General features: G+C 66.5%; 12 protein-coding genes. 5 read left to right on the forward strand and 7 right to left on the reverse strand.

Annotated elements, in window-relative coordinates; all coding sequences use genetic code 11:
• The first annotated feature begins 21 nt into the window (after positions 1-21).
• The 3 genes from H0485_RS02210 to H0485_RS02220 all read left to right on the forward strand — a co-directional run bounded on the left by H0485_RS02210 (position 22) and on the right by H0485_RS02220 (position 3,887).
• Complete coding sequence (locus tag H0485_RS02210) at positions 22-1,599, forward strand: DUF2125 domain-containing protein (protein ID WP_226933726.1); 1,578 nt, start codon at positions 22-24, stop codon at positions 1,597-1,599.
• A gap of 118 nt (positions 1,600-1,717) precedes the next feature.
• Positions 1,718-3,079, forward strand: coding sequence for a TldD/PmbA family protein (locus H0485_RS02215; RefSeq protein WP_435531464.1), 1,362 nt, complete (start codon positions 1,718-1,720; stop codon positions 3,077-3,079).
• Between the two features lie 16 nt (positions 3,080-3,095).
• Positions 3,096-3,887 (forward strand): 3'(2'),5'-bisphosphate nucleotidase CysQ, encoded by a 792-nt coding sequence (locus H0485_RS02220; RefSeq protein WP_226933990.1) that lies wholly within the window; start codon positions 3,096-3,098, stop codon positions 3,885-3,887.
• Here H0485_RS02220 and H0485_RS02225 read toward each other — a convergent pair.
• The 3 genes from H0485_RS02225 to H0485_RS02235 are packed head-to-tail and all read right to left on the reverse strand — an operon-like array spanning position 3,851 to position 5,464.
• The gene (locus H0485_RS02225; protein WP_226933727.1) at positions 3,851-4,306 is read right to left on the reverse strand and encodes an NUDIX hydrolase; all 456 of its coding nucleotides are present in this window, start codon (positions 4,304-4,306) and stop codon (positions 3,851-3,853) included. The genes H0485_RS02220 and H0485_RS02225 overlap by 37 nt on opposite strands.
• Positions 4,303-4,581, reverse strand: a complete 279-nt coding sequence (locus tag H0485_RS02230) for an NfeD family protein (RefSeq protein WP_226933728.1) — start codon at positions 4,579-4,581, stop codon at positions 4,303-4,305. Before H0485_RS02230 ends, H0485_RS02225 begins: the two co-directional genes overlap by 4 nt.
• 1 nt (position 4,582) lies before the next feature.
• Positions 4,583-5,464, reverse strand: coding sequence for an SPFH domain-containing protein (locus H0485_RS02235; protein ID WP_226933729.1), 882 nt, complete (start codon positions 5,462-5,464; stop codon positions 4,583-4,585).
• 234 nt (positions 5,465-5,698) lie between these two features.
• On the opposite strand from H0485_RS02235, the gene H0485_RS02240 reads away from it, so the two are divergent.
• Positions 5,699-6,913, forward strand: a complete 1,215-nt coding sequence (locus tag H0485_RS02240) for a 3-deoxy-D-manno-octulosonic acid transferase (protein ID WP_226933991.1) — start codon at positions 5,699-5,701, stop codon at positions 6,911-6,913.
• Positions 6,913-7,905 carry a tetraacyldisaccharide 4'-kinase gene (gene lpxK / locus H0485_RS02245; RefSeq protein ID WP_226933730.1) on the forward strand — a complete coding sequence of 331 codons (993 nt, stop codon included), beginning with the start codon at positions 6,913-6,915 and terminating at the stop codon, positions 7,903-7,905. Before H0485_RS02240 ends, lpxK begins: the two co-directional genes overlap by 1 nt.
• A 20-nt stretch (positions 7,906-7,925) precedes the next feature.
• Here lpxK and dxs read toward each other — a convergent pair whose 3' ends face one another.
• Genes dxs through H0485_RS02265 form a run of 4 tightly spaced genes read right to left on the reverse strand, consistent with a single transcriptional unit; the run spans position 7,926 to position 11,878 of the window.
• Positions 7,926-9,842 carry a 1-deoxy-D-xylulose-5-phosphate synthase gene (gene dxs, locus H0485_RS02250; protein ID WP_226933731.1) on the reverse strand — a complete coding sequence of 639 codons (1,917 nt, stop codon included), beginning with the start codon at positions 9,840-9,842 and terminating at the stop codon, positions 7,926-7,928.
• A 12-nt stretch (positions 9,843-9,854) separates the two neighbouring features.
• Entirely contained in the window at positions 9,855-10,724 is an 870-nt protein-coding gene (locus tag H0485_RS02255) for a polyprenyl synthetase family protein (protein WP_226933732.1), read from the reverse strand.
• Positions 10,721-10,960 (reverse strand): exodeoxyribonuclease VII small subunit, encoded by a 240-nt coding sequence (locus H0485_RS02260; RefSeq protein ID WP_226933733.1) that lies wholly within the window; start codon positions 10,958-10,960, stop codon positions 10,721-10,723. Before H0485_RS02260 ends, H0485_RS02255 begins: the two co-directional genes overlap by 4 nt.
• A 9-nt stretch (positions 10,961-10,969) precedes the next feature.
• A complete protein-coding gene (locus tag H0485_RS02265) occupies positions 10,970-11,878 on the reverse strand; it encodes a histone deacetylase family protein (RefSeq protein WP_226933734.1) in 909 nt (302 codons plus the stop codon).
• Positions 11,879-11,885 lie beyond the last annotated feature (7 nt).

Raw genomic sequence — 11,885 nt, forward strand, 5'->3', positions numbered from 1 at the left:
CAGAACTTTGTAAAGCATATAATGCGTTCTTCCCTCCTTTCCGCAGGCCTGCTCTCGCTGGGCCTTTCGTTCTTTCCCGGCCTCAGCCTGGCCCAGGGGCTGGTGGCAAATGAGCTCTGGCAGGCCTGGCAGGAGGAGGCGCACGATGCCGGTGCCGTGCTGAGTGCCAAGGAGAGCCGCGAGGGCAATAAGCTGGTGCTGCGTGATCTGCGCCTCGATACCGGTGAGGATGGCGGGGTGCTGCAGGTTGAGGTGGTGACCCTGACCAATCAGGCCGATGGTTCGGTTGCGGTGGTGCTGCCCGAGACCTTCCCGCTGATCATCGAGACCCCGGCAGCCGCCGGAGCCGCGCCGGGAACCGGCGAGAAAGTTGTGCTCAGCGTCGCGGCCCCGGATCTGCATCTGATCGTGCGCGGCATTCATGACCGGGCTGATTTTGAGGCCTCTGCCCCCGAGCTGAAAGTCAGTTTTGACCGCTTCATCCCGGCCCGGCCGCCCGAAGAGGGCGAAGGCCATCTCGCGGTCACGCTGCAGAACCCGGCTTTGCGCTATTCGCGTGACTTTGCCCAGCAGCTGCGCAGCATCGATGCGGCGCTGAGTTTTGATGCGCTGGAGGCGGCGGCGGCGGTGTCAGGCCGGGCGCAGGGCGATATCGTTCTGTCGCTGCTGCTGGCAAAAACCGAAGCCACTTTCGCCGGCGCCTTCCCGCCCTCGCTGACGGCTGATGCGCCTGACGGGGCGCAGGCTGCGCCCGGGGTGACAGAGCGCGCCCCGGCCGATCTGCTGAAGATCCTGGCCGATGGGTTCCGGGTGAAATCCTCGCTGCAGCTGGGTGGGCTCGAGCTGAAGACCACCCAGCCGGGCACTGAGGGTGAGGCTCCGGTTGAAATCGACTTTGCCCTGGCTGGCACCAGGCTTGCCTTTGATGCCGATCAGACGGCTGCCGGGTTTGAACTGCTGGCAAACGGCCTCAGCCTGACCGGCAACGGCGGGCTGGCGGATCTGCCGCAGACCGAGACGGCGCTGCAGATCGGGGAATATCGCACAGCTTTCCGTCTGGGCCTGAACGGGCTGCGCGGCCCGCAGGACTGGAGCGCGGCCTTTGCCCTGCGCGGCTTCGATATCTCTGCTGGCATGTGGCAAGAGCTTGACCCCCAGGGTGCTTTCCCGCGCGAGCAGCTGACGGCGGCGGTGACGCTTGAGGGGCGTTATGCGGTGCTCCCGGAACTGCTGGCGCCGGAAGGGTTCAGCTTTGACAAATCCCCGCTGGCCGAGCTCAGCTTTGAGATCCGCGAACTGGCGCTGGAGGGGGTCGGGCTGCAGTTCGGCGGCGAGGGTGGACTGGGCTTTGACATGGCAGATCTGGAGAGCTGGGGCGGTATCCCCGCGCCGCTGGGGAAGCTGCGCTTCATGGCCTCGGGGGTTTATGGTTTCCTGGACAAGCTTTCAGCCCTGGGCCGGATTTCGGCGGAAGAGCTGCAGGGGATCCGCGCCGCTCTGCTGGTGATCGGCAAGGCGGGTGACAAGCCCGATACCCTGCGCTCGGAGCTGGAGTTCCAGGATGGGGGCCTGGTGCTGAACGGGATGAAAATTCGCTGAGTGCTGGCGGTGCCACATACCGCTTCTGCGCCGGATGAAAGGCGCAGAGGCGGCGGGTGCTTGCACCTGGGCAATGCGCAGACTACCTCATCAGGCAGCGACAGAACGGAGAGATATTATGGCCGCTGACACGCCTGCCAATCCGGCGCTTGCAGATCTTGCCGCCGCCCTGATGCAGGCGGGCCTGCAGGCCGGGGCCGATCAGGCCGATGCTCTGGCCGTCAGTGGTACGGCTTTGTCGATTGATATCCGCCAGGGGCGGCTGGAACAGGCCGAGCGGGCCGAAGGCACTGATATTGGCCTGCGGGTGATGATCGGCCAGCGCCAGGCCTGCGTCTCGGCTTCGGATATCTCGCCTGCCACCCTGCGCGCTCTGGCCGAGCGGGCGGTGGCAATGGCGCGCGAGGCGCCGGAAGATCCTTCGACCGGCCTTGCGGACAGCGCCGAGCTGGCATCGCTGCGCAATGCGGATTTCCTCGATCTGGAAGACCGGGCTGAAGATCCGGGGGCCGCGGCGCTTGAGCGCTCGGCCCGGGAGCTGGAGGCGGCAGCTTTGTCGGTTCAGGGCATCACCCAGGCCGAGGTTTCCGCCAGTTTCTCGCGTCGTGCCATCGCGCTGGCGCAGTCGAATGGCTTTTGCGGCGCCTATGGCCGCACCAGCCACAGCCGGGCCGCCGTGGCTTTCTGCGGCTCGGGCACGGCCATGGAGCGCGATTACGCGGGCGAGGGGCGCAGCCATCTGAGTGATATGCCCGATGCCGCAGGCATCGGCCGTCTTGCCTCCGAGCGCGCCCTGGCGCGGCTTGGCGGCGTCAAGCCGCCGACCGGCACTTTCCCTGTGCTCTATGATGAGCGCATCGCCTCTTCGCTGATTGGCCATCTGATGGGGGCGATCAATGGCGAGTCGATTGCCCGCGGCGCCTCCTGGGCCCGCGATCTGATGGGCAAGGCGGTGCTGCCCGAGGGCTTCAGCCTGCATGAAGACCCGCTGCGGCGGCGCGGCGCTGCCTCGCGCCCCTTCGATGCCGAAGGCCTGGCAACGCGGGCCAAGGATTTTGTCAGTGATGGTGTGCTGCAAAGCTGGGTGCTTGATCTGGCAACCGCGCGGCGGCTGGGGCTGAAATCCACCGCCAATGCGATGCGCGGGCCATCGGCCCCGCCTTCGCCCGGCGCGACCAATCTGGAGCTGAGCCCGGGCCAGGCCTCGCGTCAGGATCTGCTGGCGCAGATGGGAACCGGGCTGCTGGTCACCTCGCTGATCGGCTCGACCATCAATCCGACCACCGGCGATTACTCGCGCGGCGCTTCGGGCTGGTGGGTCGAAAACGGCCAGCTGTCGCATCCGGTGCATGAATGCACCATCGCCGGCAATCTGCGCGATATGCTGCGCCGCATTGTCCCGGCCAATGACGCGCGCCAGCATTTGTCAATCCGCGTGCCCTCAATCCTGATCGACGGGATGACCCTTGCCGGGGCCTGATCGCAATCTCGCGGATATGGCGCTGCTTGAGCGGGCAGCCCGGGCCGCCGGGCCGATTGCGCTGCTTTACTGGCGCCGCTCGCCCCAGGCCTGGGATAAGCCCGGCGATGCCGGTCCGGTTTCTGAGGCCGATCTGGCGGTGGACCGGGCTCTGCGCGAGACGCTGACCGCGGCGCGCCCCGGTTACGGCTGGCTGTCCGAGGAAACCCCGGATGATCTGGCGCGCCTCGGTCATGAGGATCTGTTCATCGTCGATCCTATTGACGGCACCCGCGCCTATCTGGCGGGCGAGAAGGAATTTGCCCTGTCGCTCGCCGTGGTGCGGAGCGGCAGGGTGAGCGCAGGTGTGGTGCATCTGCCGGCCCGCGATCTGACCTATCGCGCCGCGCTTGGCGGCCCGGCCTGGTGCAATGACCGGGTGATCCGTGCCAGTGAGCGCACCAGCCTCAGCGGTGCGAAACTGATGACCAACCGCGCCAATCTCGAGCCCGGCGACTGGCCAGGCGGCGTGCCACAGATCGAGCGGGTGTTTCGCTCCTCGCTGGCCTACCGGCTTTGCCTTGCGGCTGAGGGGCAGGCCGATGCCATGCTGACCCTGCGTCCGACCTGGGAATGGGATTCGGCGGCAGGCTCGCTGATTGCCGGGGCGGCGGGCTGTGAGATCTGTGACCGTTTCGGTCAGACCCTGCAGTTCAATCGGGAAGATCCGCGCAGCGCCGGGCTGATTGCTGCCCCGCCCGGGCTGATGCAGGGGCTGCTCCGGGGTCTTGGTCAGAGCCGAGCCTGCATCAGCCCCGGCGGCGGGTAATTGCGCAGCGCCAGCCGCAGCCGGTCCTGCAGGGCCGGGATTGCCCGAGGATGGCTCAGGAAACGGCTGATATCCATCATCTGCCAGCCCTGACCCTCCTCGCCAAAGCGGATCTGCGCGATCTCAGCGGCGGTGATCTCACCGGCGAAAAACCATGAGGGCAGGGCGGCGCCATTCATCGAGGGCCAGCTCTGGCGATAGCGCAGCCGTCCGGGCGGCAGGCGCAGGCCGAATTCCTCTTCCAGCTCGCGCAGAAGACAGGCTTCCGGCGCCTCATCGCCCTCACGCCCGCCGCCGGGAAGATCGTGATAGCCGGGCCAGGGCAGGGCTGGCAGGTCATCGCGCTGCAGCGTCAGCACCCGGCTGCCGTTCAGGAAAGCGGCCTTCGCGCCGTGAAAGGCTGCAGCGGCGGAGATCACGGATTATCGTTGATATCGCGGTCCCAGATTTTCACCTGGCCCTCGCGTTTGCCCGCAAGGCGGCGCACGAGGCCCCAGGCGATCAGCGACAGCAGGGCAAAGACCAGCAGCAGGACCGGCAGGCCGGGTGTCAGGCCGATCAGCAGCAACAGCCCGGTCAGCAGGGCGCCGATGGCAAAGCCGAGGAAGAAAAAGCCCGGGGCGATGACCTCGATAATCCCCAGCACCACCCCGCCCGCCATCCAGATCCAGCCATTGCCCCAGAGCGGATCCATCTCAGACCCGCCCTTTGAACATGGCGAAAGCATTGGAGAAGGCTTCCAGCGCATTGGCCGGAACCAGAATGGTCTGTTTGCCGCCGCCCTTTGCCATGCTTTCCAAGGCCCCGACCTGCGCGAGGGCCACCTGGTATTGCGCCGCCTCAAGGCCGTTCCTTGAAATCGCTTCGGCGATCACCCCGGTGGCATAGGCCTCGGCATCGGCGGTGACGCGCTTCGCCTTGGCCTGCTGTTCGGCCTGGTAGAGCTCGGCATCGGCCTGCAGCTCGACCGCGCGCTTTTTGCCTTCGGCCTCGGTCACCTGGGCGCGGCGGGCGCGCTCAGCATTAAGCTGCTGCAGCATGGCCGAACGGGTGGCATCATCAAGATTGACGTCCAGGATTTCGGCCCGTGTCACCTCGACCCCCCAGTCATCGACCATGGCCGCGACCTGTTCGCGCACCCGCTCGATCAGCTGGCTGCGGTTGGACTGCACCTGGTCAAGCTCCAGTTTGCCAATTTCTGAGCGCACAATGCCGGCGACCGTGGTGGCAATCGCGCCATCAATATCGCGGATCCGGTAGACGGTCTTTTCCGGCTCGGTCACGCGGTAGAAGACCGAGGTCTCAACCTTGACCAGCACGTTATCGGCGGTGATCGCATCCTGCGAGGCGGTGGGCAGCTGACGCTCGAGCACCGAAACCTTATGGGCAATCCGGTCGAGGAAGGGGATGACGAAATTGATCCCCGGCCCGAGCACCGCGCGCAGCCGGCCAAAACGCTCGACCACATGTTTTTCGGATTGCGGCACAATCCTGACGCCGAGGAAGATGCAAAGGATGACAAACAGGGCGAGGGCGATGAGAAGAATATTCCCGCCGCTCAGATCGTTAATATCCATTTCATTCCCCTTGATGCGCAATTCACCTGCCCGGCACTTTGCCCGGCGTGCCGTTGCGTCGCAAGGTCTGACTTCCCTCTCCGGGAGCATCGGCTTTCCTCGGCGGCGCGGGCAGGATAATCTGGGGCACAGGCAGAAGTGGCGGGGTTCAGTCATGGCAGGGCGGCATGTTCAGACCGGGGCGGCAGGTGATGGCCTGACCATGACCCTGGCTCAGGCTGTGTGCGCGTGACCATGCGGGCTCCGGCAGGACGCAGCTGGTGGGCGCTTGGCGGACGGCGCGAGCCGGTCCCGGCCGGGCAGCATCCGGCCCGGCCCGAGGGGTCGCTGGTCTGGCTGCATGTCGCGGGTCCGGCTTCGGCCTCGGGGCTGCGCGAGCTGGCCGCGCGGCTGCGCGAGGAGCAGGGGGTCGCGGTGCTGATGACCGGCGCGCGCGAGCTGCTGCCCGATCAGGGCGTGCTGCGCGATCAGATGCCCGAGGAGAGCCTCGGCGATCTGCGCAGCTTTCTGACCCATTGGTCACCCGATGCGGTGGTGTTGTCCGAGGGCGAGATCCGTCCGACCCTGCTCGGCGAGCTGGCCGAGCGGGAGATCCCGGTTCTGATCGCGGATGCGCGTGAGCCTTGGCTTGCCAAAGGCAGTGAGAGCTGGATCCCGGGGGTGATGCGGCGCTCGCTGGTCAATGTGCACCGGGTCTTTGCCATTGATGCCGCGGCAGGCCGGGCCTTTCAGAAAGCCGGTGCCCAGGCGCGGCGGATCAGCGTGAGCGGGCGGCTGGAGGAAAGCTCGCAGGCGCTCCCCTGTCTTGAGGCCGAGCGGGAATATCTGGCCGATCTGACCGTGGCGCGTCCGGTCTGGTTCGCCGGCGGCGTGCCGCAGGCGGAGGAAGACGCGGTCATGGCGGCGCATCGCCATGCCCTGCAGCTGGCGCACCGGCTTTTGCTGGTGCTGATGCCCGAAGACCCGGCCCGGGCCGGGCCTCTGGCGCGCGAGCTGGAGGAACAGGGTTTTTCGGTCTCGGTCCGCAGCGATGAACAGGAGCCGGATCCCGAGATCGAGGTCTATATCGTTGCCGAACCGGCCGAGCTCGGGCTCTGGTACCGGCTGGCGCCGATCACCTATATCGGCGGCGGTCTGTCGGGCACGGGGCTGACCCTCAACCCCTTTGCCCCGGCGGCCCTTGGCTCGGCGCTGCTGCACGGACCGCGACCGGGCAGCTTCGGGGCGCCACTGGGGCGGCTGGGGGCGGCACGCGCGGCGCGGGCCGTGGCCTCGATCCGTGATCTGAGCGAGGCTCTGGCGGATCTTCTGTCGCCCGAGCGTTCGGCCAGGCTGGCGGGCGCCGCCTGGGGCGTGGTCTCGGAAGGGGCGGAAGTGACGGAAGATATGCTGAAAACCCTGGCGCAGCTGATCGCAGAGCGTCAGGCCGCAACCGGGGGAGGGCGCTGATGCGACCACCGGCTTTCTGGGATAACCCGCCGCAGGCCCCGGGGCTGAAGGCACGGCTGTTGCAGCCCCTGGGTGCGCTCTATGCCCGTGCCACGGCGCGGCGGCTGACACAGCCGGGCTATAAAGCTTCGGTGCCGGTGATCTGTATCGGCAATCTGAATGCGGGCGGCACCGGCAAGACACCGACCGTGATCGCGCTGATCGCCCGGCTCCAGGCCCGTGGCCATCAGGTCCATATCGTCTCGCGCGGCTATGGCGGCTCGGCCGAGGGGCCGGTGCAGGTTGATGTCCTGCGCCACAAAGCGGCTGAGGTCGGGGATGAGCCTTTGCTGATCGCGGCTTTCGCGCCGGTCTGGGTGGCCAAAGACCGCGCTGCCGGGGTGCGGGCGGCCGAGGCGGCGGGGGCCGGGGTGATCTTGCTCGATGACGGCCATCAGAACCCTTCGGTGGTCAAGGATCTGTCGCTGATCGTGGTCGATGCAAACAAGGGCTTTGGCAACGGGCTTTGCCTGCCGGCCGGGCCGCTGCGTGAGCCGGTGGGGCCAGGCCTTGCCCGGGCTGATCTGCTCCTCTCGATCGGCGATCAGGCGGCCCAGGCGCGGTTTCGCCAGAGCTGGGGGGCAAAGCTGGGGCAGCTGCCGCATCTGACCGGGCATCTGCAGCCGCTGCAGATGGGGATGGACTGGCAGGGCGAGCGGGTTCTGGCTTTCGCCGGGATCGGCAATCCCGAAAAATTCTTCGCCACTTTGCGCGGCGAGGGGGCGGTGATCCTGCGGGCTGAGGCTCTGGATGATCACCAGAGGCTCTCGCCCGCGCTGCTGGCCCGGCTCGAGGCCGAGGCCTTTGCGCTGGGTGCGCAGCTGGTCACCACCGAGAAAGACGCGGCGCGTCTGCCCGCGGCCTTCCGCTCAAAAGTGCTGACCCTGGTGGTGCGGCTGGAGATTGCCGACTGGTCGGCCTTTGACGCGAAACTGGAAAGCCTGGGGCTGTAACACGCCCCAGGGGGTAAGCCTCAGGCGCGCTGCGGGATCGAGGCGATCCCCAGCACATTGAGCACTTTCGCCTCAATCTGCGGCGCATCCATTCCGGCGATGCTGTACATCGCCTCCGGGCTGGCCTGATCGATGAAAGTATCGGGCAGAACCATCGAGCGGAATTTAAAGCCGCGGTCGAACACGCCCTCATCGGCCAGCAGCTGGGCGACATGGCTGCCGAAACCGCCGACCGCGCCCTCTTCAACGCAGATCAGCGCCTCATGCTCGCGGCAAAGCCGCAGGATCAGATCGCGGTCGAGCGGCTTGGCAAAGCGCGCATCGGCCACGGTCGGAGCAAGGCCACGCGCGCTCAGCGATTCAGCGGCCTTCAGCACCTCGGCCATCCGCGTGCCGAAGGAAAGGATGGCCACCCGCGCGCCTTCGCGCAGGATCCGGCCCTTGCCGATCTGCAGCGGTGTGCCATCGGCGGGCAGTTCGACCCCCATGCCCTCACCCCGCGGGAAGCGGAAGGCAATCGGCCCCTCATCATGGGCCACGGCGGTTGCCACCATATGGCGCAGCTCGGCCTCATCGGCGGCGGCCATCACCACCATGCCCGGCAGATTGGCGAGAAAGCCGATATCGAAAGATCCGGCATGGGTTGCGCCATCAGCGCCCACCAGCCCGGCCCGGTCGATGGCGAAACGCACCGGCAGGCGCTGAATCGCCACATCATGCACCACCTGGTCATAGCCACGCTGCAGGAAGGTCGAGTAAAGCGCGCAGAAAGGCTTCATCCCGCCCGCCGCCAGACCGGCGGCAAAGGTCACCGCATGTTGTTCGGCAATGCCGACGTCAAAGGTGCGGCGCGGGAAATGCCTGGCAAAGAGATCCAGCCCGGTGCCATCGGGCATGGCGGCGGTGATGCCGACGATCTTATCGTCACGCTCGGCCTCGCGGATCAGGCTTTCGGCGAAGACCTTTGTATAGGAGGGCGCGTTCGAGGGCGTCTTTTTCTGCTCGCCGGTGATCACATCAAATTTTGCCCGGGCATGGCCCCGGTCGGGCGAGTTTTCGGCCGGGCCATAGCCCTTGCCCTTTTTGGTCAGCACATGGATCAGCACCGGCCCGGTGGCCCGGGCTTTAAGCGTGCGCAGGATCGGCAGGAGCTGGTCGAGATCATGGCCGTCAATCGGCCCGATATAGGTAAAGCCAAGCGCCTCAAACAAAGTGCCGCCGATGGCCATGCCCTTGAGCATGTCTTTCGCGCGTTTCGCGCCTTCCTGCAGTGCCGAGGGCAGCAGCGAGACAAAGCCCTTGGCGACCTCTTTCAGATCCTGAACCGGGGTCTCGGCATAGAGGCGGCTGAGATAGCTCGACAAAGCGCCGACCGGCGGCGCGATCGACATTTCATTATCGTTCAGCACCACGAACAGCCGCTTTTTCAGCGCGCCGGCATTGTTCATCGCCTCAAAGGCCATGCCCGCCGACATCGAACCATCGCCGATCACCGCAATGCCGTCACCCGGATCGCCGCCCAGATCAGCGGCCATGGCAAAGCCAAGCGCGGCTGAGATCGAGGTCGAGCTATGCGCCGCGCCGAAAGGGTCAAACGGGCTTTCCGAGCGTTTGGTAAAGCCCGACAGCCCGCCCTCCATCCGCAAAGTGCGGATACGGTCGCGGCGTCCGGTCAGGATTTTATGCGGATAACACTGATGGCTCACATCCCAGATCAGCTTATCGCGCGGCGTGTCAAACACCGCATGCAAAGCCACGGTCAGCTCGACCACGCCAAGGCCGGCGCCGAGATGGCCGCCGGTGACCGAGACGGCCGAGATGGTTTCCGCCCGCAGCTCATCCGCCAGCTGATGCAGCTCACGATCCGAGAGCCCCTTCAGATCTGAGGGGGAATGCACCCGGTCAAGCAGCGGGGTGGCAGGGCGGGTCTCGGCCATCACGGCCTCCTCTCAGGCGTTGCGCGTGATGGTAAAACGCGCGGCTTCAATCAGGTTCCCGGCGCGGGCGCCGTAGGGGGCAAGGGCGGCCTCGGCCTCGTCAATCAGAGCGCGAGCGCGGGCCTGCGCCCCCTCCAGCCCCAAAAGCGAGACAAAGGTCGCCTTACCGGCATCCTTATCCTTGCCGACGCGCTTGCCCGTCAGGGCCGCGTCGCCGGTCACATCCAGCACATCATCATGGATCTGGAAGGCAAGGCCAAGCGCATTGGCATAGGCGCGCAAAGGCGCGGGATCCTCACCGGCGATCAGCGCCCCGGCCTCGGCCGAAAAGCGGATCAGCGCCCCGGTCTTGCCATTCTGCAAGGCGGTAATCTCGGCCAGGGTCAGCGGCGTGGCAGTTGTCTCGGCCGCAATATCCAGCGCCTGGCCCAGCACCATCCCCTCGGCCCCCGCCGCGAGGGCCAGGCCGCGCACCAGAGCAAGGCGGCGCTCTGCCGGGCCAAGGGCGGGATCGGTCAGCAGCTCAAAGGCCAGGGTCTGCAGAGCATCCCCGGCGAGAATCGCGGTCGCCTCATCCCATTTCACATGAACCGTCGGGCGGCCACGGCGCAGATCATCATCATCCATCGCCGGCAGATCATCATGGACGAGGCTATAGGCATGCAAGGCCTCGACCGCTGCCGCCGCGGCCAGGGCCTGGTCAGCGGCAATGCCAAACAAAGCCGCGGATTCCAGCACCAGATAGCCGCGCAGGCGTTTGCCGCCCACCAGCGCATAGCGCATGGCCTCAATCACCGGCAGGGGCTGATGCCCCTCCAGTGCCTGTTGCAGCCGGGCCGCGATCCGCGTGGCGGCTGCGGCCGAGGTTGCCGGAAAACTCACAGCCCTTCTGCCGGAGCGGTGCCGACCGCTTTGCCTTCCTGGGCCCGGATCACTTCCACCCGGGCCTCAGCCTCGGCCAGTTTGGCGGCGCAATGCGCCTTCAGCGCGGCGCCGCGCTCATAGAGGCTGATCGACTGCTCCAGCGCCACTTCGCCCCGTTCCAGCTGACTGACCACGCTTTCCAGCGCTGCCATTGCTTCCTCAAAGCTCATTTCCGCTACGGTTTTCCCGGTCATGGCCATGCCTCATTTCGCAAGAGCGCTGATCGCGCCGATATAAGCTGCGGTCGAAGCCGCCAGCGCGGGAAGATCATAACCGCCCTCTAAAGTCGAGACCATCCGGCCGCCCGAAAGCTCAAACAGCCGCGATCCCAGCCAGGCGAAATCCTCGCTCTGCCATTCGAGCTGCGCCAGCGGATCGCGTGCATGGGCGTCGAACCCGGCCGAGACGATCAGCAGCTCCGGGCGGTAATCGCTGAGGGCGGGCAGAATGCGCTGCTCATAGAGGCGGCGCATATGTGCGCCATCGGTGCTGGGGCGCAAAGCGAGGTTCAGGATCTGGTTATGCGCGCCGCGCTCCTCTGCGCTGCCGGTGCCGGGAAACAGCGGCATCTGCTGCGATCCGGCCAGAAAACAGCGCGCTTCGTCCCAGAGCAGATCCTGGCTGCCATTGCCGTGATGCACGTCGAAATCAATCAGCGCGACGCGGGCAAGACCGTGGTGGTCGAGCGCGCGTTTCACCCCGATGGCGGCAGTGCCATAAAGACAAAAGCCCATGGCCCTCGCGGTTTCGGCGTGATGGCCCGGGGGGCGGGCGGCGACAAAGGCCGTGGCATCCTCACCGGCAAGCACCGCATCCACGGCGGCCGTGATCCCGCCCACCGCCCGCATTGCGGCGCGGTGCGAGCCCGGGGAAAGCCAGGTGTCGCCGTCGAGCGCGATACAATCCTGCGGCGCCACCGGGGTTTTCATCCGGTCGAGATAGCTTTGCGGATGGCAGCGCAGAACCTCGGCCTCCTCGCCAGGGGGCGCCTCGCGTCGCTCGAGGCTGAGGCCCTCAAGCCCCTGTCCGACCGCCTGCATCCGTGCGGCGCATTCTGGATGGCCCCCGGGTGGCTGGTGATCAAGACAGTCAGAATGCGAATAGACGATCAAGGCGCTT

It is taken from the genome of Pseudogemmobacter faecipullorum (assembly GCF_020539525.1).
GTDB classification, from domain to species: Bacteria; Pseudomonadota; Alphaproteobacteria; order Rhodobacterales; family Rhodobacteraceae; genus Pseudogemmobacter; species Pseudogemmobacter faecipullorum.